General features: G+C 71.3%; 17 protein-coding genes. 7 read left to right on the forward strand and 10 right to left on the reverse strand.

Features of this window, described 5'->3' with window-relative positions; genetic code table 11:
* Nucleotides 1-33 precede the first annotated feature (33 nt).
* Nucleotides 34-1,176 carry an acyl-CoA dehydrogenase family protein gene (locus DEIGR_RS04280; RefSeq protein WP_058975567.1) on the forward strand — a complete coding sequence of 381 codons (1,143 nt, stop codon included), beginning with the start codon at nucleotides 34-36 and terminating at the stop codon, nucleotides 1,174-1,176.
* A gap of 75 nt (nucleotides 1,177-1,251) precedes the next feature.
* On the opposite strand, the gene DEIGR_RS04285 is transcribed toward DEIGR_RS04280, so the two are convergent.
* Nucleotides 1,252-2,172 carry a DUF4384 domain-containing protein gene (locus DEIGR_RS04285; RefSeq protein ID WP_058978522.1) on the reverse strand — a complete coding sequence of 307 codons (921 nt, stop codon included), beginning with the start codon at nucleotides 2,170-2,172 and terminating at the stop codon, nucleotides 1,252-1,254.
* Between the two features lie 149 nt (nucleotides 2,173-2,321).
* On the opposite strand from DEIGR_RS04285, the gene DEIGR_RS04290 reads away from it, so the two are divergent.
* Genes DEIGR_RS04290 through DEIGR_RS04300 form a run of 3 tightly spaced genes read left to right on the forward strand, consistent with a single transcriptional unit; the run spans nucleotide 2,322 to nucleotide 5,145 of the window.
* Nucleotides 2,322-2,867 carry a molybdopterin-dependent oxidoreductase gene (locus DEIGR_RS04290; protein WP_236704649.1) on the forward strand — a complete coding sequence of 182 codons (546 nt, stop codon included), beginning with the start codon at nucleotides 2,322-2,324 and terminating at the stop codon, nucleotides 2,865-2,867.
* Nucleotides 2,864-4,108 (forward strand): sensor histidine kinase, encoded by a 1,245-nt coding sequence (locus DEIGR_RS04295; protein ID WP_058975569.1) that lies wholly within the window; start codon nucleotides 2,864-2,866, stop codon nucleotides 4,106-4,108. The genes DEIGR_RS04290 and DEIGR_RS04295 overlap by 4 nt, the downstream gene beginning before the upstream one ends.
* A 53-nt stretch (nucleotides 4,109-4,161) precedes the next feature.
* Nucleotides 4,162-5,145, forward strand: a complete 984-nt coding sequence (locus tag DEIGR_RS04300; RefSeq protein WP_058975571.1) for a CAP domain-containing protein — start codon at nucleotides 4,162-4,164, stop codon at nucleotides 5,143-5,145.
* Here the strand turns inward: DEIGR_RS04300 and DEIGR_RS04305 are convergent.
* The 3 genes from DEIGR_RS04305 to DEIGR_RS04315 all read right to left on the reverse strand — a co-directional run bounded on the left by DEIGR_RS04305 (nucleotide 5,108) and on the right by DEIGR_RS04315 (nucleotide 6,409).
* A complete protein-coding gene (locus DEIGR_RS04305) occupies nucleotides 5,108-5,530 on the reverse strand; it encodes a DoxX family protein (protein ID WP_058975573.1) in 423 nt (140 codons plus the stop codon). The genes DEIGR_RS04300 and DEIGR_RS04305 overlap by 38 nt on opposite strands.
* Before the next feature lie 82 nt (nucleotides 5,531-5,612).
* Nucleotides 5,613-5,834 carry a hypothetical protein gene (locus DEIGR_RS04310; protein WP_058975575.1) on the reverse strand — a complete coding sequence of 74 codons (222 nt, stop codon included), beginning with the start codon at nucleotides 5,832-5,834 and terminating at the stop codon, nucleotides 5,613-5,615.
* 74 nt (nucleotides 5,835-5,908) lie between these two features.
* Complete coding sequence (locus DEIGR_RS04315; RefSeq protein ID WP_058975577.1) at nucleotides 5,909-6,409, reverse strand: GNAT family N-acetyltransferase; 501 nt, start codon at nucleotides 6,407-6,409, stop codon at nucleotides 5,909-5,911.
* Nucleotides 6,410-6,444: 35 nt separating this feature from the next.
* Here DEIGR_RS04315 and DEIGR_RS04320 point away from each other — a divergent pair, with 35 nt between their 5' ends.
* A complete protein-coding gene (locus DEIGR_RS04320) occupies nucleotides 6,445-7,206 on the forward strand; it encodes a metallophosphoesterase family protein (RefSeq protein WP_058975579.1) in 762 nt (253 codons plus the stop codon).
* Nucleotides 7,207-7,361: 155 nt separating this feature from the next.
* Nucleotides 7,362-8,438: a hypothetical protein gene (locus tag DEIGR_RS04325; RefSeq protein ID WP_236704650.1), complete on the forward strand. Its 1,077-nt coding sequence runs from the start codon at nucleotides 7,362-7,364 to the stop codon at nucleotides 8,436-8,438.
* Nucleotides 8,439-8,496: 58 nt separating this feature from the next.
* Here the strand turns inward: DEIGR_RS04325 and DEIGR_RS04330 are convergent, their stop codons facing one another.
* The 5 genes from DEIGR_RS04330 to DEIGR_RS04355 all read right to left on the reverse strand — a co-directional run bounded on the left by DEIGR_RS04330 (nucleotide 8,497) and on the right by DEIGR_RS04355 (nucleotide 19,469).
* On the reverse strand, nucleotides 8,497-9,186 hold the full coding sequence (locus DEIGR_RS04330) for a Bax inhibitor-1/YccA family protein (protein WP_046843129.1): 690 nt from the start codon (nucleotides 9,184-9,186) through the stop codon (nucleotides 8,497-8,499).
* Nucleotides 9,187-9,270: 84 nt separating this feature from the next.
* Complete coding sequence (gene treY / locus DEIGR_RS04335) at nucleotides 9,271-12,063, reverse strand: malto-oligosyltrehalose synthase (protein ID WP_058978525.1); 2,793 nt, start codon at nucleotides 12,061-12,063, stop codon at nucleotides 9,271-9,273.
* Nucleotides 12,064-12,134: 71 nt separating this feature from the next.
* Complete coding sequence (treZ, locus tag DEIGR_RS04340) at nucleotides 12,135-13,964, reverse strand: malto-oligosyltrehalose trehalohydrolase (protein WP_058978526.1); 1,830 nt, start codon at nucleotides 13,962-13,964, stop codon at nucleotides 12,135-12,137.
* Between the two features lie 259 nt (nucleotides 13,965-14,223).
* Entirely contained in the window at nucleotides 14,224-18,447 is a 4,224-nt protein-coding gene (gene rnr, locus DEIGR_RS04345) for a ribonuclease R (protein ID WP_083523923.1), read from the reverse strand.
* A 242-nt stretch (nucleotides 18,448-18,689) separates the two neighbouring features.
* Complete coding sequence (locus DEIGR_RS04355; RefSeq protein ID WP_058975584.1) at nucleotides 18,690-19,469, reverse strand: exodeoxyribonuclease III; 780 nt, start codon at nucleotides 19,467-19,469, stop codon at nucleotides 18,690-18,692.
* 136 nt (nucleotides 19,470-19,605) lie between these two features.
* Here DEIGR_RS04355 and DEIGR_RS04360 point away from each other — a divergent pair, with 136 nt between their 5' ends.
* Nucleotides 19,606-19,914: a hypothetical protein gene (locus DEIGR_RS04360; protein WP_058975587.1), complete on the forward strand. Its 309-nt coding sequence runs from the start codon at nucleotides 19,606-19,608 to the stop codon at nucleotides 19,912-19,914.
* Between the two features lie 184 nt (nucleotides 19,915-20,098).
* Here the strand turns inward: DEIGR_RS04360 and DEIGR_RS04365 are convergent, their stop codons facing one another.
* Nucleotides 20,099-21,250: an aminotransferase class I/II-fold pyridoxal phosphate-dependent enzyme gene (locus DEIGR_RS04365; protein WP_058975589.1), complete on the reverse strand. Its 1,152-nt coding sequence runs from the start codon at nucleotides 21,248-21,250 to the stop codon at nucleotides 20,099-20,101.
* Nucleotides 21,251-21,327 lie beyond the last annotated feature (77 nt).

The following is a 21,327-nucleotide window of genomic DNA, read 5'->3' on the forward strand; positions in this document are numbered from 1 at the left end:
TGTCCCGCCCGCAGGGAGTACGCTGGGGGGCACATGAACTTCGAGCTGCCCGGCGACCTGCGCGACATGCAGGCGATCATCCGCGATTTCATGCTCACGCGCGTCGAAGCCCGCGCGCACGAGATCGAGGACACCAACCACGTCCCCGAGGACCTGCTGCGCGAGGCCGCCGGGCTGGGCCTGTTCGGCCTGAGCATCCCCGAGGAGTACGGCGGCGTCGGCCTGGGCGCCCTGGGCCGCTGCGCCGTGTACGAGGCGCTCGGCATGGGCCACATGGGCTTCGGCGGCGTGATCAGCGCGCACGCCAGCATCGGCACGAGCGGCCTCGTGAAGCTCGGCACCGACGAGCAGAAGGCGCGCTTCCTGCCGCGCATGGCGAGCGGCGAGTGCGTCGCGGGCTTCGCCATCACCGAACCCAGCTCCGGCAGTGACGCCGCGAACATCCGCACCCGCGCCGAGAAGAGGGGCGACGCGTACGTCCTGAACGGCACCAAGCACTACATCAGCAACGCGCCCATCGCGGGCCTGCTGACCGTCATCGCCGTCACCGACCCTGCGCGCGGCAGCAAGGGCATGAGCGCGTTCCTCGTGGAACCGCAGAGCACGCCCGGCGTCAGCATCGGCAAGATCGACGAGAAGATGGGCCAGAAAGGCGCCCTGAGCGCCGAAGTGATCTTCCAGGACGCGGTGGTCCCGGCCGCGAACCTCCTGGGGCCCGAACACCTCGGGTACCGCGAGGCGCTGGGCATCCTCACGAACGGCCGCGTCGGCATCGCCGCGCGCAGCACGGGTGCCATGCAGCGCCTGCTCGACCTGTCCGTCGCGCACGCCCAGGCGCGCGAACAGTTCGGGAAACCCATCGCCGAGTTCCAGGCCGTGCAGTTCATGCTCGCCGAGATGGAGATCGCCGTGCAGACCAGCCGCGTCCTGTGGCAGAAGGTCGCCTGGATGGTCGACCAGGGCCAGGACGTGCGCCGCATGGCCTCTGTCGCCAAGTACCACGCCACCGAGGCCCTCTCGCAGGTGGCCGACAGGGCCGTGCAGGTCGCGGGCGGCATGGGCTATATGAAAGACAGCCCCGTCGAACGCTACTACCGCGACCAGCGCCTCCTGCGCATCTACGAGGGCACCAGCGAGATCCAGAAACTCATCATCGCGGGCGACCTGCTGCGCTGAACACGCTGAGCACCGCCGGGAACACGGCAAAGAGGTGGTCCGGTTCCCCAGACCACCTCCTGTCAGGTTGACCGCTCAGCGGCGCTCGACCTTCACCTCGACGCGGTTGCCCTTGCGTTTCACGGTCAGTTCGGCCTTCCCGCCGTTCGCGCGGCGGTACTCGCTCTTGACCTCGCTGGGCTTGCTCTTCAGTTCCGTCAGGGTGTAGCCCTCGGCGCGCAGGAACGCCGCGTACCGGTCATGCAGGGCGCGCAGGTCCGCCTGGTTGTCCACGACCGCGCTCCACTCGCGCGCCGAACCCCACGGGCTGGCGGGCGCCTTGGGCTGCACCGTCACCGACAGCGCCTGCGCGGTGCGGGGCGCGGGCTGGGTCGCGACGGGCGCCGGGGCGGGCGCCGTGCGCAGCGGCGCGGCTGCCGCCGGAGCGGCCACCGCATAGAAGGCCGTGTCCGTCACCCAGCTCGACTGCGGGACGGGCGTCACCACGATGCTCAGCGCCTGCGCCAGCCCCTGCTGCCCGGTCACGGACACCGACGCGAACGAATTCTGCGACCTGAACGTCGCGATCTGATCCAGGTTCAGCGGCGCGCGGCTCGCCAGGGCCAGCACCTTGTTCACGCCGTACGGCGCGGCGATGTCGAACGTGAAGGGATCACCGGCGCTGGGGAAGGCCTTGACGGTATTCGCCTTCAGGAAGTTCGCGCCCCCCTGGAACCGGTTGGGCAGGATCAGGTCCACCTGCCCCTGCGGGTCCACGTTGAACAGGTACACGTACGCGTCCTGGTTCACGCTGGTGAACAGGCGGATCTTCTCGCCGGGGCGGTACGCGGGCGTGCCCGCACCGCTGCTGTCCCGGTCCGTCCAGACCTTCACGTTCAGGTCCGTCTGCACCGGGTTGACGATGATGCTCTGGGCACTCAGGGTCGGGGCGGCCAGCGCGGGCGCACCCAGGCCCAGCGCGGCGCTCAGCAGAGTCAGGGAGAGTTTCGCGTTCATGCCCTCCATCCTGCCCGCCCGGCGTGACCCCAGGCTGACCGGGGCATCAGGACAACCGGCCCTGCCTTTCACGTCCGCCTCATGCGCCCGGCGCGGCCACCACACGCCCGCGCTTGAGGGGGCCGCCCCGCCCCCCTAGAATCGGGAACGTGACCCTGCCCCACCTCGCCCGACTGGCCCTGAGTGTGCTGCTGCTGCACTCCGCGGCGGCACAGACCTGGGGCGCCCCCGCCAGCTGGAAGCCCTTCACGTACGCCCGCGCCGCCCAGCCCACCCCGGTCCGCAAGCCCGGCGAGCGGATCATGCTGGAACTCGACGGCACGACCGGCACCCTGAAACTCACCCTGCGGCAGCTGCAGGCCATGCCCGCCATGCGCTACGCCACCCTGCACCGCCAGCTGAAACAGACCTTCACGTACCAGGGCGTCACGCTGCGCGACCTCGCCGCGCGCGGCGGCTTCGCCGGGAAGGACCTGCGCGTGTACGCCAGCAACGGGTACTTCACGACCATCAAGGCCAGCGACTACATGAACGAACCGATCATGCTCGCCTACAGCGCCGACGGGCAGGCCATCACGACCCTGCAGAAGGGCCCGCTGACCGTCGTGCTGCCCGCCCAGCCTGCGCGGCTGCACACCGGGGAGTACAGCGCGGCCTGGGTGTGGTACGTCGAGCGCATCGCCCCGCTGAAATGACCGCCCGGCCCGCCCACCCCCGCCGTGAACTGCTGCGTGAACTGCTGCTGGCGCTGCTGCCCCTGCTGGCCACCGTCACGCTGCTGGCCCTGGCCACCCAGCCCGCGTACATCGCCCTGACGAATGGCGGCAAGGGGCTCAGCCCCTACGCGTACCAGGGACTGGTGCAAGACGTGCTGCAGTACCGCGTTGCGCTGGTCAATCCACAGGCCACCCCCGAGGAACGCGAGGTGCGGTACCAGCAGGCATTGAGCAGCGCCAGCAACCGGCGGCAGTTCGTCCTGCTCGACAGCGTCGAGTCGTGGGGGGAATTCCGCCTGCTGAACGTCCAGCGTGATCTGGAACGGCGCACGCTGGCAGGGGCGGAGCGCGCGGCGGATGAGGCTATCGCGCTGAACAACCTCGTGCGGGACTACAGCGCTGACCAGGGCGCCACCTACGAGCGGGCGTTCCTCGAACTGCGCCGCGCCCTGATCGGCAGCGCGATCTTCTCGGGGCTGCTGAGTCTGGTGCTGATCCTGCGCGCCCTGCTGCTGTGGCGCGCCGACCGGGTGCGGGCGCAGCGGCGTGAGGACCGTCAACGTGAGGCGCTGCGGCTGGCCAGTCACGAGATGCGCCGTCCCCTGCAGGCGCTGCTGCTGGCCGCCGACGCCCTGCGGTCCGCGCGGGACGAGGGCATGCAGCAGCGTCTGCTGACGCAGATCGAGGACAGCGCCGCGCAACTGGCCAGCCGCGCGGACCTGACCCGCCTGAACGACCTGTACCTGGACGTGACGCTGCGCGTGCAGCCCACGGACCTGGGGGAACTCGTGCGGCGCTTCTCGTCCAGCCGGGTGCACGTGACGGCGCCGTCGCCGCTGGTGTGGCCGGTGGATGCCAACCGCGTGCGGCAGATGCTGGAGAACCTCGTGGAGAACGCCGTGAAGTACACGCAGGGGACCGTGGAGGTCACGCTGGACGCGCCGGGCGGCGCGCCGCGCGTGCAGGTGCGGGATCACGGGCCGGGCATCAGTGACGAGCTGCGCGGCCGGGTGTTCCTGCCGTACGAGCGTGGCCCGCAGAGCCTCGGGCCGGGCAGCGGGCTGGGGTTGCCGCTCGTGCGCCGCTACGCGCACGCGCACGGGGGGGACGTCATGCTGAACCACGCGCCCGGCGGTGGGCTGCTGATCACGTTGACGTTCGGGCAGGCGGCCACGCAGGTCGCCGCGCCCGTCCCAGTGCGGAAGCTGACGCCCGGCTGATCTTCACGGGCACTTCACAGCAGGCGGCCTTCAGGATCTCTTAAGCTTGCGGGGTGCCCGCCGTGCGACTCTGCCTGACCGTTCTGGCCCTCCTCACGCTGGGGCAGTCCGCCCGGTCCCAGAGCACCGAGCTGTTCCGCGTGGGCTACAGCGCCAGCGCGGACCACCTCGCGCCGCTGACCGTCACGCTGCGCGTCACGCACCCCGCCGGGTACACGGTCGCCTGGGCGTTCGGGGACGGCGCCACCGGCAGCGGCGCCCAGGTGACCCACACGTTCTACCGGCCCGGCACGTACCAGATTCAGGTGTCGATGCTGAACGCGCAGGGCCGCGCCGTGGGCCGCACCGAGATCCCCATGCAGGTGCGCGGCAGCGGCGCCGAACGCGCCGAACTGACCGTCCTGCACGCCGCCGACGGCACCGTGCGCCTGAGCGGCCTGGGCAGCGTCCTGTACCGCCCGGAACCCGTCCGGGTGCTGCTGAACGGCCGTGAGATCAGCGCCGCGGGGCGCCTGAGCGGCGGCGCGAACACGGCCACCGCGCAGGCCACGACCAGCGCCGGGCAGACCGTGCAGCGCACCCTGACCCTGACCGGCGCGGCCCTGACCACCAGCCTGCCCTTCGACAGCGAGGTCCTGCGCCTCACCAACCAGGCCCGCGCGCAGGGCTGGAACTGCGACACCAGACGCCCCGGCGGGCCCGCCCGCCCCCCCCTGAAAGGCGACGCGACCCTGGACGTGGCCGCGCAGGCCCAGTCGGCAGGCATGGCGCTGTACGGGTACTTCGACCACGCCAGTGCACTCGACGGCAGCACCCCCATGCGGCGCGTGCAGGCCGCCGGGATGAACCCCACCAGCGTCGCGGAGAACATCGCCGCCGGGCAGCAGACGCCGCAGGAGGTCGTGGACGCGTGGCTGCGCAGCCCCGGCCACTGCCGCAACATCATGGGGGACTTCACGCTGGTCGGCCTGAGCTACGTGCAGCGCCCCGGCACGAAATTCACTCGCTATTGGACGCAGGTGTTCGCCCGGCCCTGACCCTGTCGGGGCGGCCCGCGCGCCACACGGCCCACATCAGCAGCGGTTGCAGCGGCAGTCGCCCCCACACCACCCATGGACTGATCCGGAACCGCCCGGGGTCCTGCGCCATCCAGACGTTCGCGGGGTAGACCGCCACCAGCAGCGCCAGCAGGCCCCAGCGGGCGGGGGGGCGGGTGCGCGGGTGCAGCAGGCCCAGCCCGCCCAGAAGTTCCGCCGCGCCGCTGATCAGGGTCGCCTGCCGCGCCGTCAGGGGCACCCAGGGCGGCACGATCTGGTCGAAGAAGCCGGGCGTCACGAAGTGCAGTGTGCCCGCCGTGACGAACAGTGCCGAGAGCAGCAGCGTCCCCACGCTTGGGCGGGCAGGCACAGGAGAGTCAGTCACCCGGACAGGGTACGCCCCCACAGCGAAGAGGGAGCCGCTGCGGGGCTCCCTCTTCGCTGTGGGGGTTCAGGTGGGTCGGCGGTCAGCCGTTGCTGGAGGGCACGCTGCGCGCTTCCGCGCGGTCCTTGAGTTCCTTGTCGCTCAGGCCGTCGTCGTTGTTGCGGGGCGCGTTGGCCTCGCGGTCGTTCGCGCTCTTCATGGACGGCCCGTTGTCGTGCTCGATCTCGTGGACTTCCTTCTTGTTGCGGTCGTAGTCCTGAGGCTGGCTGGTGTGCCCGCTGTTCTTGTCGTCCTTGTCTGGCATGCGTCCAGCGTGGCAGGCGGGCGGGCGAGAACCCTCAGGGTCGCGTGAACGGCACTTGATCTCTGAAGCGAGCCTCAAGGGGCAGGCTGGGCGTATACCCGCACCCACGGGTGCGAGCCGTCCGGGTCCGTCCACGCCGCCTGCGCGCGGGCCAGGACGCGCCAGCCCTCGCGCTCGTACAGGCGGATGGCGGGCCCGCTGGTCTCGTTCACCTGCAGGACGCTGAACGCCTCGCGCGCCCGCGACTCGCTCAGCGCGTGCGAGAGCAGCGCCCGCGCGAGCCCCCGCCCCTGCGCGTCCGGACGGACGAACAGCCGCTTGACCTCCAGGATCTCGCCCGGCATGACCAGTTGCGCCGCCCAGGCCGGACGCGGTTCGGGCAGGGGCGCCAGCATGACCTGCCCCGCCGCGCGGCCCGCGTGTTCCGCCACCCAGGCCTCGCCGCGGCCCAGCACGAACGCTGCCGGATCATCCGGCCACACCGACGGGTACCCGGACTGCTCGTGTACGGCGCGCAGGGCCGCCACGAGCGCGGGCAGATCGTCGGGCGTGCGGGGGCGCGGCGGGACGGTCATGCGCGGAGTGTAGCGCCGCGCTACGCTGCACCCTGATGAGGCTCGCGGTGATCAGTGACGTGCACGGGAACGCCTTCGCGCTGGACGCGGTGCTGCGCGAGGTGCGCGCCGCCGCCCCGGACCTGATCGTGAACCTGGGCGATCAGGCCGAGGGCAGTGCCGACCCCGCCCGCGCGCTGGAGATGCAGGCGGAACTGGCCGCGGCGGGTGCGCTGGAGGTTCGGGGCAACAACGAGGAGAAACTCTGGCCTGGCGGGCGCCGCTCGGCGCTGTCACTGTCGTACGGGGCGTGGCTCACGGCGAATACCGATCCGGCCCTGCTGGCGCGCGTGGCGGCCCTGCCCCTGACGGCCCGCGCGCTGGGCGGCGCGCTGCTGGCCTGCCACGGCACCCCGGACAGCGCGTGGCACAGCCTGCTGTGGGTGTGGGATCACGGTGGGTTCTACCGGGCCCGCGATCCGCGTGAGCTGCGCGCGGCGCTGGACCCGCTGGGCGCGGAGGTCGTCCTGTGCGGACACACCCACCGCGCCGGGACGACCCGCGTGGGGAACACGCTGCTCGTGAACGCCGGGTCGGTCAGTGATCAGGTGGACGGCGACCCCCGCGCCCGCTGGACGCTGCTGGACCGCGCGAACGGCCAGTGGGCCGTCACCTTCCACGCCGTGCCGTACGACATCGAGGCCGCCGTGACCTGGGCCTGCACCCACACGCCCTTCGGGGACGGCGAGGCGAAACTGCTGCGCACCGGCACCATGGACGCCCGCGGGGACGGTGTGTGGGAGGGCCCGCAGCCCTGACGGTGTACGCTGCACGCATGCTGATACGGATTCCGTCTGTTCCGTTGACAACCCGCGAAGGCACCGGGTTGCCAACTCCACGCCCGGAACCCGTTTCTCTCCTGCTCGCTTCGCTCGGGTTGAAAGCTTTTACAAACCTCTCAACCGGAGGTCGTATGAGATGGATGTTCACCGCCGCCCTCGTCCTCGGTGCGGGCGCGCAGGCTGCCGGGTGCGGCGGCACCGAGGGAATGCCCGACTGGGCGCGCGCCGGGACGTTCCGGGGCACCCTCGGGACGCTGCCGGTCGCGCTGAGTCTGGACCCGAAGGGCGAGTCCCGGTACTTCTACGAGGGCCGCAGCCTCGACCTGCTCCTGGAGGCGCGGCGCAGCGGGAACGCGCTGGTGCTGGAGGAACGAGTGCGCCGTGAACTGGGCGGCGAAGCGGTCGTGACCGGTTGCTTCAGCCTGATGCCCGCCCCGGGCGGCCTGAAGGGGACGTGGCAGGCGCCGGGTGCCGCCCGGCCGCAGGAGGTCACCCTGACCCCGCTGGACGCCGCGCGCCTGCCGCTGCGGCTGCCCCTCTCGCCGGGCCTGAGTGTGCTGCGCCGCGAGGACCCGCTGGCGTTCCTGAAACTGAACCGCGCCTGGGTCACGCTGCCCGGAGGCCGGGCGGTGCGTGAGCCGCTGTCCGGCGTGACATACCCGCGCGTGCCCGGCGCGAGCAGCGCGCTGAACGCCGCACTGCAGGACCGGCAGCTGCGCCACGCGGCGGACGCCCTGGACTGCCGCGCCCTGCTGCCCGAATCGGCCCAGAAGAACCCGGAGAACGGCTATACCCTGAGTGCCGGTCTCACCCTGTCGAACGCCCGCCTGCTCAGCCTGCGCGAGGACGTGAATTACTACTGCGGCGGCGCGCACCCCGACAACTGGACCGAGGGCGTCATCCTGGACCGCGCCACGGGCCGCGCCGTCCCGCTGACCACCCTGTTCCCGAAACTGGGCGCCGCGCGGCAGAAGACGCTGTACCTGTCGGCCGTGAAGGCGAAGGTGGACGCCGAGTGCCTGAACGTCCTGCGTGAAGACGCCGACGAGTTCACCGCATACCTGAGCGCTGCCGGGGTGCATCTGACGCCCACTGATCTGCCACACGTCGTGGGTGTGTGCGCCGAGACCGTCACGCTGCCGTACGCGACGCTGCGCGGCGACGCGAACCTCGGCAGCCCGCTCGTGAAGACGCTGTACCCGAAATAGGCCATGCAGAGAAGCGCCCCCGCCGGTGCATCGGCGGGGGCGCTTCCAGGTGCGTCGGTCAGTCGCGGCTGCCGCCGATGCCGAACAGACGCAGGATGAACAGGAACATGTTGATGAAGTCCAGGTACAGCGCCAGCGCCCCGTTGATCGCAGCCCGCTCGGCCTGCTCTCCCTGCACGCCACTCAGGGCGAGGTTCCGCAGCATCTGAGTGTCGTACGCGGTCAGGCCCGCGAACAGCAGCACGCCCACGATGCTGATCCCCAGCGTCAGGGCGCTGCTCGCCACGAACAGGTTCACGATCATGGCGACGAACAGGCCGATCACCGCGAACATGAAGAAGCGGCCCATGGCGCTCAGGTCCTTCTTGATCACGAAGCCCGCCACGCTCATCAGGCCGAAGGTCCCGGCGGTCGTGGCGAACGCGGCCGTCACGGCGCTCAGGTCGTAGGCGAGCAGGATCGACGAGAACGTCAGGCCGGTCAGGGCGGCGTACACGATGAACAGCACGCCGGCCAGCGCGCTGGGCAGGCGCTGCGCGCCGAGGCTCAGCACGAACACCAGCGCCAGCTGCGCGATGATCAGCGGCAGGCGCAGGTTCAGCACCTGCAGGGCCAGGGCCTCGTTGCTGGCGGTCAGCCACGCGATGCCGGCGGTCAGGGCCAGACCGGCGGCCATCCAGGAATAGGTGCGGGCCATGAACGTCCGCACGATGTCGGTCGAACGGGCAGTGGTGGGATAGGTCTGCATACGCCTCAGACTACGCGGTGACCACACCGGAAGTTCCCGCAGGTGGTGAAGGCGGATTCACGTCCCGCCTCCACCCGATCATCCCTATTCGCGCAGCAGCAGGGCCAGCGGGAAGTCCTCCAGCACCTTCGCCAGCGGGGTCTTGCCGCCGCGCGCGCGCAGCCGCTCCCCGGTCAGGACGTTGGTGTACGTCCCGGCGGGCAGGGTCAGCTGCCGCGTGCCCCACACCGCCCCGGTCGCCCAGGGGGTCCGCTCGCGGGTCAGGGTGAAGGTCAGGCGCGGCGCGACCGTCACGGCCCGCTGCGTCCCCAGTTCCCGCGCGAACGCCAGGACGTGCCGACCGCCGTCCAGCGGCCGGTACGTGCCGTCCCGGAACAGCTCGGGGTGCGCGGCGCGGGCCTGTAGCGCCGCCCAGGTGACCAGGACCTTCACGCTGCCGTCCTCGAAGGTGTCCAGCAGTTTGCGAGCCAGCGCCAGGGTGCCCTGACCGCGTTCCAGGCGGCCCAGCGTGCGGTTCAGCGCGCCGTAGTCCACGGGGCGGCGGTTGTCCGGATCGACGAGGCTCTGGTTCCAGCCCTCGCTGCCCTGGTACGTGTCGGGCACGCCGGGCGCGGTGAGGCGCACCAGCGCGGCACTCAGGCCGTTCTGCGCGCCGTGCGGACTGATCCGCGCGTGCAGTTCCGCCAGCGAAGTCATGAAGTCGTCGTCGGCCAGCAGGCCGCGCACCAGGGCATCCAGCGCCGCCTCGTACTCCTCGTCGGGCGCGGCCCAGCTCGTGCGGAGCTTCGCCTCGCGCGCCGCCTTGAGCATGTACGCACTCAGGCGGTCCGCGAAGTCCTCCGTGCGGCCGTCCAGCGGGTACGCGCCCAGCGCGTTCTGCAGGAGCACGTACCCGTCCAGGGTGGTGGGCGCGCGGCCCAGTTCCAGGTCGGTCTCCAGGCTGCGGATCAGCGGCGACCAGCGGCTCAGGTACGCCGACCACGTCTGCGGCAGCTCGGACAGCACGCCGATGCGCGCGCGGGTGTCCTCACCGCGCTTGGTGTCGTGGGTGCTGCCCGCCAGCATCGCGTGCGGCCAGCGCGCCGCGCGGGCCTGCGCCGCCTCGTGGAAGGTCGCGACCGGCGTGCCGAACAGCGCCGGGTCGCCGCCCACCTCGTTCAGCGACAGCAGCCGCGCGTAGCGGTAGAAGGCCGTGTCCTCGGCGCCCTTGGCCGTGACCGGCCCGGTCAGCTGCTGGAATTTCAGCGCGAAGTCCGCGTACGCCGCGCGCGTCCGCCCGTCCGGGGCGTTCAGGGTCAGCACGGCGTGCAGGTAGTCGAACACGCTGGGGTCCAGGGTCAGGCCGTCCCGGCGGTTGTGGGCCTTCGCGTCGCGGATGGCGTGGGCGATCTTCGCGTCGTCGCCGGGTTCGCGCTGCCCGTCGGCACGGATGTACGTGCGGTATACCGGGAACGTCGCGATGACCTCGCGGATCGCGGCGCGCAGCGTGCTCAGCGTGAAGTCCCGCGCGTTCAGGTCCGTCTCGGCCAGCCGCTCGAGGTGCTCGGTCAGGACGTTCACCTCGCCCGGCAGGCTCACCCGCTGGATCAGGTGCTTGCCGCGGTACAGGTGTTCCCCGTACGAGAGCCGGTCCCCGCTGAAGCGGCGGTAGATGGCACTCAGTTCCTCCTCGTTCGCGCCGTCCACGAAGGTGCCGCTGAGCTGCGCCAGGAAGTCGTACCCGGTCGTGCCGTGAATCGCCCACGCCTCGGGGAGCGTCTCGCCGGGCTCCAGGATCTTCTCGGCCACCACGTACAGCGGCAGCCCGTCGCCCATCTCGCGGCCCAGGGCGTGCGCGGCGCCCTCCTGGAGGGCCTGGAAGTACCCGGCCGGGTCGAACAGCCCGTCGGTGTGATCGAGCCGCACGCCCTGCACGAGCCCCTGACGCAGCAGGTCGAACAGCGTCCCGTGCGCCCAGGCGAACACGCGGGGGTCCTCCATGCGCAGCGCCGCGAGGTCGTTGATGTCGAAAAAGCGCCGGTAGTTGATCTCCTCGGCGGCGACCTTCCAGAACGCCAGCCGGTAGTTCTGCTCGCTGATCACCCGGTCCAGCCGCGCCGGGTCGGCGTTCACGGCGTCCAGCATGGCGTCCAGCGCGCCGCGCACCGCCCCGGAGTCCTCCAGCAGCGCGCCCAGGCGGCGGGTCATGACCTGCACCTCCTGCGCGCGGATCACGCGGTCGGTGTCGGTCAGGTCGGCCGAGGTGCTGCGCGGCAGCGTATCCACCGAGCGGCGGATGCTCGCCAATTCCCCCAGCGTGACCGTGTCCGTCGCGGCGGGCAGGGCCTCTGCCGTCCAGGCCAGCAGCTGTCCCACGCTGCGCGGCGAGAGGGGCAGCTGCCGCTCCCAGTAGCGCAGCCGGAACGCGCCGCCCCGGCGTTCCAGGCGCAGCTCACGGCGTTCCAGCACCCGCCCGTACTGGTCGCCCAGCACCGGCAGCAGCACCCGGCCGTCCAGCGCCCGCTTCAGCGGATGCCAGGAGATGTCGCAGAAATGCGCGTAGCGGCTGGCCTGCCCGTGCTCCAGCACGTCCTCCCAGTAGGGGTTGTGGCCGCCCTGGATGCCCATGTGGTTCGGCACGAAATCCACGATCAGGCCCAGGCCCAGCTCGCGGGCCCGCGCGGACAGGCCCTTCAGGCCCTTCAGGCCGCCCAGTTCCGGGTTCACCTGCGCGTGGTCCGTCACGTCGTAGCCGTGCGTGCTGCCCGGCGTGCTCGTCCAGATGGGGGAGAGGTACACGTCGGTCACGCCCAGCCGCGCGAGGTACGGCAGCACCCGCCGCGCCGCCGCGAAATCGAAGTCCCGGTGCAGCTGGAGGCGGTACGTCGCGCCCGGCAGGTGGGTCCGGACGCCGTCGGTTGTGTTTCGCTCGGCCCCGGCCCGTGCCGCCCCGTCTCGGGCAGCCGGGGTCACGCCTCCACCGGCCCGGCCAGCAGCGCGGCCTCACCCGGACTCAGGTGCAGCTCGCCCAGCGCGGCGGGCGCGTGCAGGTCCCCCTCGGAGTGCAGCAGCACCTCCGGCGGCAGCGCGAACGGCAGCGCCAGCAGCCCCGGCGTGAGCGGCGTGTGCGTCAGGTTCCACAGCAGGACCCGCACGCCCTGCTGGGTCTCCCAGCGTACCCACAGCGCCTCCCCGGCCCCGGTGTCCACCGCGCCCGCCCGGATGAAGCGGCGCGACCGCTCCCGCAGCACCGGATCCTCCCGGCGCAGGCGCAGCAGGTGGCGGTACAGCGCCAGTGTGCGCCCGTGCTCGCCCTCCCCGCGCTCGGCCCAGTTCAGCTTCGCGCTCTCGAACGTCCCGGCGGCCTGCGGGTCCGGCACGTTCAGCGTGCTGAAGCCCGAGAAGTACGCGAACTCGCGCTGCCGTCCCTCGGTCACCATCTGCCCCAGTTCCCCGGCGTGGTCGCTGAAGAACGGGAAGGGCGTGCTCGCCGCCCACTCCTGCCCCTGGAACAGCAGCGGCGTCATCGGCAGCGACAGCAGCAGCGTGCTCGCCCCGCGGTACTCGGCCAGCGTCACGGACTCGAAGTGATGCAGGCGGTCCCCCAGCGCGCGGTTGCCCACCTGATCATGGTTCTGGATGCAGTACACGAAGCTCGGCGCCTCCAGACCGGTCGCGGGTTTTCCACGGTGGTGTTCCTCGCCGGTCACGTTCCAGAACTGCCCCTGGTACTGCCAGCCGCGGTTGATCACCTCCGACAGTTCACGCGCGCCGCCCCGGAAGCCCCCGTAGTAGCCCTCCTGCTCCTCGGTCAGGGTCACGCGCACCTCATGATGGAAGTCGTCCACCCAGATGCCGTCCAGGCCGGTCTCGGTGACCAGTTCCGGCAGGTTGCGGTGATCCTCGGCCAGCAGGATGTGGCGGCCGCCCAGCGCGTGCGTCTCGCGCGCCAGTTCATGCAGGATGTGCTCCTCGCTGTCGTCCTGCATGCTGGCCGTCGCGTCCAGCCGCAGCCCGTCGAAGCGGTAGTCCTGCAGCCACATCCGCGCGTTCCCGGTGACATACCGGCGCATGTGTGGCTCGGCGTAGTCCAGGCCCTGCCCCCACGCCGTGTGGAAACGGTCCGTGAAGTACGACGGGCTGTAGCTCGTCAGGTAGTTCCCGTCCGGCCCGAAGTGGTTGTACACCACGTCCAGGAACACCGCGAGCCCCAGGCCGTGCGCAGCGTCCACGAACGCCATGAGGTCCTCGGGGCGGCCGTACGGCGCGAACGGCGCGAACAGCGCCACGCCGTCGTACCCCCAGCCCCGCTCGCCGGGGAAGGCCGCGACCGGCATCATCTGGATCGCGGTCACGCCCAGGTCCACCAGCTCCGGCAGCCGCTCCTGCGCGGCGCGGTACGTGCCTTCCGGGGTGAACGTGCCCACGTGCAACTCGTAGAACACGCATTCGGCCAGCTCCCGCCCGGTCCAGTCCGGGTGCCGCCACTCGTACTCGGAGAAATCCACGACCTCCGAGTCGCCGTGCACGCCGTGCGGCATGAACCGCGCGTACGGGTCCGGCAGCGCCTGCCCGTCCAGCTCGAAGCAGTAGCGGGTGCCCGCCCCGACCGGCAGTACCGTCTCGAAATACGCGCCGGGCCGCGGCTCCATCACGTGCGACTCGCCCCCGATCCGCACGCACATCCGCCCAGCGCGGGTACTCCAGGCCCGGAAGCGCGTCTCCCGGCCCCCCGGCAGGAGTTGCGCCCCCAGGCGGGAGCGCTGACGCTGAGTCCCTGGCTGTTCCGACGTGGTCATGACTGTTCCCTCCTGCACGCCCGTCCGGGCGCATCAGGACAGCCTAGAGGCGCGCCGCCACCCGCCCGATGATAGGAACCCTAAGACGTGCCCGGCTTCCGGCCACCTGCATAGGCGACTGCGCCGCCCGGTGTCCAGCGGTTCGACCCGTCTGGAAGGGCAGATACGGTCCTCGCTGGGCAATCTGTCAACATGAGAATTCTGCCAAGTCAATGGGCCAGCCTCCCGCAGGAGACCGGCCCGTTTTCAAGGGTTGTGCTCAGCTCTGCGTGGGCGCGCTGCCCCCGCCGCCCCGGCGACCCCGGCGGCGACGGCGACGCTTGGCGTCATCCCCGGCGGCGTCCTGCGCGGCGGCGGGTGCGGGCTGCGGCGCCGGCACCTGCGGGGCGGCCTCCCGCTGACGGCCCTGCCCCTGGCCCTGCTGGCGGCCGTTCACGCGCTGCACCGCGCCCCGGTCGTTCCCGCCGCGCGTGAACCCACGCCCGCGCTCCCCGCCGCTGCGCTCGCGCATGGGGGGACGCCCGCCGCGCCCGCCGCCCTGACCGTCCTCGGGCGGCATGTTCTCCAGCGTCCAGTCGCCGAAGTACATGCGCTGCACCGTGATGTTCACCGGGCGCAGGTGCTCGTTGCGGGGGCGTTCCAGCGTGATCACGCGCCGGGAGCGGCCCATGCTCACCCCGCCGAAGGTGCGGCCCTGGCCCCGCTCGCGGCCCTCGCCCCGCGCCTCGGGCCTGGCCTCACCGCGGGCCTCGCTGCGGCCCCCCTGGCCCTGGCCGCGTCCGCGCCCCGTGCGCCCGCCCGCCGAGGGGGACAGCGTGGGCCGGTTCGAGGGGTCCTCCAGCGTGAACTTCTTCGGTTCGCTCACGGGCAGGCTCTGCAACTTCTCGCGTTTCTCCTGCTCGCGGTCGTCACGGCGGCGGGCACGGGGTTTGACGGGTGAATCCATATCGGTCTCCTGATGAAGGTCGCCCGGGCGGTAGTCCGGGTCGGTCGGGTCGGCCAGCGTGAAATCCGTCTGGCGAGCCAGCGGGTTCACGGCCTGAATCGTGACGTGAAGCGAATCGCCCAGGCGGTACGACCGCCCGCGGCTGCGGCCACGCAGGATCTGCGCGTCCTCGATGAACACGTAGTAGTCGTCGTCCAGGTGCGAGATGTGCAGCTTGCCTTCCACGCCGTTGTCCAGCGCCACGAACAGCCCGCTCGACACCACGCCGGACACCGTGCCGGGGAACGACTCCCCGAGGTGCTCCTGCGCCCACTTCGCCTGGTAGTACTTCGTGAGGTCCCGCTCCGCTTCCGTCGCGGCGCGTTCCCGCTCACTGGTGTGCTCGCCCATGCCGGGCAGGCGCGCCTGAAGCTGCGCCACCCCGCGCGAACTGGCCTTCAGTTCGCCCGACAGCATGCCGCGCAGCACGCGGTGCACGAGCAGGTCCGGGTAGCGGCGGATCGGCGAGGTGAAGTGCAGGTACTCGCCGAACGCCAGCCCGAAGTGCCCCAGGTTCTCCCCGGCGTACTTCGCCTGCTGCATGGAGCGCAGCAGCAGCGTGTTCACGACGCTCTCGCGCGGCGTGCCGCGCACCTGCTTGAGGACCGCCTGGTACGCCTGCGGGGTGGGTTCCCCGCCGGGGAAGGCCAGCCCCATGCGCCCGATGGCGTTCGTGACGTCCTGGAAGCGCTGCAGGGTGGGTTCCTCGTGAATGCGGAACAGGGCCGGGATCTCGCGCTGGATCAGCTCGTGCGCGACGACCTTGTTCGCCAGCAGCATCAGGTCCTCGATCATGCCGCGCGCCGTCTCCTCGCGGATCGGGATGAGTTCCATCCGACCGTCGGGGCCCACGTCCACCTTCACCTCGCGCAGCTTGAAGTCGAGAGACCCCTCACGCAGGCGCTTCTGGCGCAGCTTCGTGGTGATCTTCAGCAGCAGGTGCAGGTCGCCCTCGAGGTGCCGGGCGTGTTCGGGCAGCGTGGCGGTCGCCTCGCTGTACGCCTGCACCTCGTCGTACGTCAGGCGGGCCTTGCTGTTGATCACGCTGGGCGCGAGCTGCACCTTCAGGATCTCGCCCTCGGCACTCAGTTCCACCAGCGCGGTCATGGTCAGGCGGTCCTCGTACGGCACGAGGCTGCACACGCCGTTGCTGAGATGCTCGGGCAGCATGGGCAGCACCCGGCCCGGCAGGTACACGCTGGTCGCCCGCGCGTACGCCTCCTCGTCCAGCGGCGAGCCCTCCTGCACGTAGTGGCTCACGTCGGCGATGTGCACGCCCACCACGAAGGTGCCCTCGGGCGTCGGCTGGATGTGGATCGCGTCGTCGAAGTCCTTCGCGTCCCGGCCGTCCACCGTGAAGATGTTGAACCCACGCAGGTCCAGGCGACCCTTCAGGGCCTCCTCAGGAATCTGAGTCGGAATCGCGTTCGCCTGCTCCAGCACCTCGGGCGGGAAGTCGCCGCGCAAGCCGAACTTCACGATCACGGCCTCCGTCTCGGTGACCGGATCGTCCTGATCGCCCAGCACGCGCGACACCTGCCCGAACACCTCGTCCTCACCCGTATGCTCGGGCCAGAACAGCTCGGTCACGACGCGCGCCCCGGCCTCCAGGCCGTCCAGACCCTCGGGCAGCAGCAGGATGCGGTGCCGCGCCCGGTGATCGTCCGGTTTCAGGATCGGGTGCCCGTGATGGAATTCCAGCGTCCCCACCAGCTGATGGTAGGCGCGCTGCACGATCCGCACGACGCTCGCGCGGGGATTGCCGTCCCCCCGCTGACCACGGCGCGACCCGCCCCGGCCCCGGTCGTCCCGGCTGTCGCCACGCCCCTCCTGCCGCACGAGGACGATGTCGCCGTTCCAGGCCTCCAGCGTCTGCTCGGCCGGGACGTAATAGTCCTCGCCGCCACTGTCGGGAATCACGAAGCCGAAGCCCGCCGCCGACGCCTGGAAGCGCCCACGGATCAGACTCATCGCCTCGGGCAGCCCGTACGTCTTCTTGCGGGTGCGGATGACCTCGCCCGCGTCGACCAACGTGTCGAGCAGGTCCGTCAGTTCCCGCCAGCCGCCCAGGCGGTTCATGGTCTGGCGCGTGAACGTCCGCTCCAGATCCCGCACATGCACCGGGCGGCCCAGCTTGCGCAGTTGCGCCACCACGATGGACTGCAGAGGGTCCGCGCCGGGCAGTGGTTCCTCGGGTTCCACTTCAGGGTCCGTGTCCTGATCCACGACCGGCGTGGACTCATCAGCGGCCACCGGGGCGGGTGCGGGCGCCGCCTCCGGCTTCTTCTTGCGGCCCCGGCGGCTCTTCGTCCCGGCAGCAGGTGCCTCGGCGACCAGGGGTTCGGCGGTGACCGGCTCAGTCTCGACGGTCTCGGCTGTGACCTCAGTCAGCTGAGGCTCACTCGTGACGGCCTCCACGCCGGTCAGGACGTCCTCCAGCGGCGCCTCGGGCAGCGCGTTCTTGCGCCTGCCACCGCGCTTGCGGGGCACCTCCAGAATCACCGGATCGGCGTCCACGGGAGCCCCTGCGGGCTGTGACACGACCTCCGGCTCGCTGGCCGGGGTGTCCTGCCGGGCCGCCGCCCTGGGCTTGCGGCCCCGACGCGCGGGTTCCCGGGCCGGTTCGGCATCCAGCTGAACCTCGGGCTGCAACTCAGCCGCCGACTCGGGCAGGGGCTCATTGACCGTCTGGCGGCCACGTCCCGCCTTCCGCTTCGGCGCAGATGGCTTTTCGGGAATTTCCGCTGTGGCCACGGCAGCAGGCGCGCTCTCCGGCAGAGGCGCGACCTCGGCCCTGCTGGAGCGGCGACCGGCCTTCCCACGGACAGGGGTCGTCTGCTCCGCCGGGATGACCTCGACAGGCTGAGTGGCCTCCGCGGCGGTGACCGTCTCGGTCTCGGTGTCGGCCGCTTTCGCCGCCGCCGCGCGCCCTTTCCGGCCCCGGGTGGCCTTGACTGGCTGCGCCGTCGCAGGCTCCTGAATGTCGGGCTGCGCGGCAGGCTCAGTCTTCGTCTTCGAGGGACGACCGCGGCGGGCCTTCACGGGCCGCGGCTCGGACGCGAGCGCAGGGGTCGCCTCGACTTCGGCAGTCACCTCGGCAGGATCTGCCGCGACTGGGGTTGCCTCAGCTGGTGCTGCTTCTGCTGGGGTTGGGTCCACGGGGGAGGGAGCCGGGGCCGCCGTGCGGGCGCCACGCTTCGGCGCCGCCTGCACGGGAGTCGTGACCGGCTCGGCCGCGGTGGGGACTTCGGCAGGAATGAGTGCCTCAGCGACAGGGTCGGGCGTGACCGCCACGGTCTTCTTCGCGCGGGGGCTAGCGGGGGTCTTCGCGGGCGCCTTGCTGGCGCTGCTCTTCGCCGGGCGGGCCGACGCGGCCTTCTTCGGTTCGGTCTGGGCGGCCGTCTTCTTCGCGCCGCGCTTGGCTGGGGTGGTCTTGGTGATGTCGGTGCCGGTCCTCTCGGTGCCGGGCACCGTTTCCGTCTTCTTCGTTTTCGGCATGTACGTTCCTGGTCACTCAGGACGCGCCCGTGGGGGTTAACTCGTGTGAGACGCACTTCTCAGACTGACGCTGGCGTGCGCGCGACCCGTCCACGGGCAGCAGGTGTTCGCTATCCTCGGGTTGCGCCCTCCGTCCAGCGTCAGTCAGCGGGTGCTGAGCGGTGAGTGGGCGGGGGCGCTGTCCTGAACCCGGCAGCCCGCTCAGCATATCACGCGCCTTCCGGGCTCATCTGACGCGAACTTTACCCTGCCCCGAGCGGCCCGCCCGGCCGGATCACGCCGCTCAGGGGCGCGTGGTCGCTCAGGCGCGCCTCGCGGTCCACGCGGACCTCCTGCACGGTCACGCCCGCCGCGAGCAGATAGTCGATGCGCCAGCCCACGTTGTTCGCGTAGGCATTCGCGCGGTTGCTCCACCACGTGTACTCCGCCGCGTCGCCCAGGCACGCCCGGTGCGTGTCGGTCAGGCCCGACGCGAGGTGCGCGGTCATCCACTCGCGTTCGTGCGGTAGGAAGCCGCTGTTCTTCTGATTCGAGCGCCAGTTCTTCAGGTCCACCTGCTGGTGCGCGATGTTGTAGTCCCCGCCGATCACCACGGGCCGCCCCTCGGCCAGCAGGGCGTCCGTCCACGCCTGGAAGTCCAGCAGCGTGCGGTCCTTGAAGCCCTGCCGGTCCGGGCCGCTGCTGCCGCTGGGCAGGTACACGCTCACGAAGCGCACGCCGTCCACCACGGCGCTCAGCACGCGGCCCTCGGCGTCCAGTTCCGCGTGCTGAGCGCCCACGCGGACATCCGACAGGGGCCGGCGGGACAGGACCGCCACGCCGCTGTACCCGGCCTTCTGCGCCGGGAACCACGCCCCGGCGTAACCCAGGTCCGCCAGGGCGCCGGGCATGGGATCGGCGCGCACCTCCTGGAGCAGCAGCACGTCCGGCTGTTCCCGCGCGGTCCACTCGCGCAGGCCCTTTCGCAGCGCGCTGCGGAGTCCATTCACGTTCAGCGTGGTGACCTTCAGACCGTCCGTCATCACCCCCCACCCTAGCGTGAACGGGCCGCTGCCCCCGCCAGGAGCGGTACCGCTTCCACGCGCGACAGGACACATGAAGACCCCTTCGCGCAACTCTGAACGCGGTTCACCCGGCGTCTGTTACGCTGAACCCACCATGGTCGAGATCAAGTTCCGCAACGAAGCCGACGGTCAGGAATTCCAGATGACCCACCCCAAGGCCGCCCGCGTCCTGTCGGACATTCAGACCTGGGCGCAGCGCAACGCCTTCGAACACGTCGCCTTCTGGCGTGACCCCGAAGACCAGCACAAACTCTGGGTGCAGCTCGGCGATGACCGCCTGAACTACTGGATTCATGACAGCACCTTCACCGAAGGCAAGCACGAGACGGTCGAGATGCAGATGGACTACGCCCGCGGTGCCCAGCGCCGCAGCGCCGCCGGGTACGGCAAGTTCGACAAGTAATACGGGCTCCGGTTGAAAGGTTTGCAAAATCTTTCAACCCGAGCGGAGCGAGCAGGAGGGAAACGGGTTCCGGGCGTGGAGTTGGCAACACGGTGCTGTCCCGGGTTGTCAACGAAACAAACGGAATCCGTGTAAGGACCTCAGGCGGCGGGGCGCGGACGTCTGCCCGCGCCCCGCCGCCCGTTCAGGTCGTCGGCACGGTCCCCAGCCGCCGCGTCGCCTCACGCAGCACCTCGGGCGGCTGCACCAGCGCGAACCGCACGAAGCCCTCGCCACCCGCCCCGAAGGCCGCGCCGGGACTGATCGCCACCCCCGTCGACTCGGCGGCGCGCACCGCGAACGCCACGCTGTCCCGCAGGCCCGGCACGCGCGCCCAGGCGTACATGCTCGCCTGCGGCAGTGCGACCTCCCAGCCCAGCTCGCGCAGCGCGGGCACTAGCGCGTCCCGCCGCGCCTCGAACACCGCCGCGCCCGCCCGGCCCACCGCGTCCGGCAACCCCAGCGCGTGCGCCGCCGCCCGCTGAATGCCCAGGTACGGATGGAAATCAATGGCGCCCTTCACGCGCGCCAGCGCCGCGATCACGCCCGCGTCCCCCGCCGCGAAGCCTACCCGGAAGCCGCCCATGTGGTGCGTCTTGCTCAGCGAGTGCAGCTCCACCACACCCTCCAGCCCGGCCTCCAGCGCACTCGGCGCGCGGTACGCCCCGAAGGTCAGTTCCGCGTACGGGTGGTCATGCACCAGCAGCGTCCCCCGCGCCCGGCACCACGCCGCCGCCCGCCGGAAGAACGCCGCGTCCGCCACCGCCGACGTCGGATTGTTCGGGTAGTTCAGCAGCAACGCGCGCGGCCGGACGCCCACCGGCACCGCATCCAGATCCGGCAGGAAGCCCGCCTGCGGCCGCAGGGGAAGCGTCACCACGTTCAGGCCCGCCACCGCCGCCGCCCCCAGGTACGGCGGGTAGCACGGGTCCGGCAGCAGCAGCGTATCCCCCGGATCGGTCACCGCCAGCAGCAGATGCGCCAGCCCCTCCTGCGCGCCGATCAGCGGCAGCACCTCCCGCGCCGGATCCACCGCCACCCCGAAACGCCGCGCCAGATACCCCGCCGCCGCCTCCCGCAGCGGCGCCGTGTCGCTGAACAGCGGGTACCGGTACGTCCCCGCGTCCCGCGTCGCCCCGCGCAGCACCTCCAGCACCGCGTCCGGCGGCGGCAGGTCACTGCTGCCGATACTCAGATCCACGATGCCCAGGCCCGCCACCCGCGCCCGCCCCTTCGCGGCGTCCATCAGCGCAAACACGCTTCCCGGCACCGCCGCCGCCCGTCGTGACTCCCACATGCCCCGCAGCCTAGAGCATGCGCGGCCCACACCGAAAAAACGCCTGCCCCGGACGGAGGCAGGCGTTCACCCTGGCA

Source organism: Deinococcus grandis, assembly GCF_001485435.1.
Taxonomy (GTDB): domain Bacteria; phylum Deinococcota; class Deinococci; order Deinococcales; family Deinococcaceae; genus Deinococcus; species Deinococcus grandis.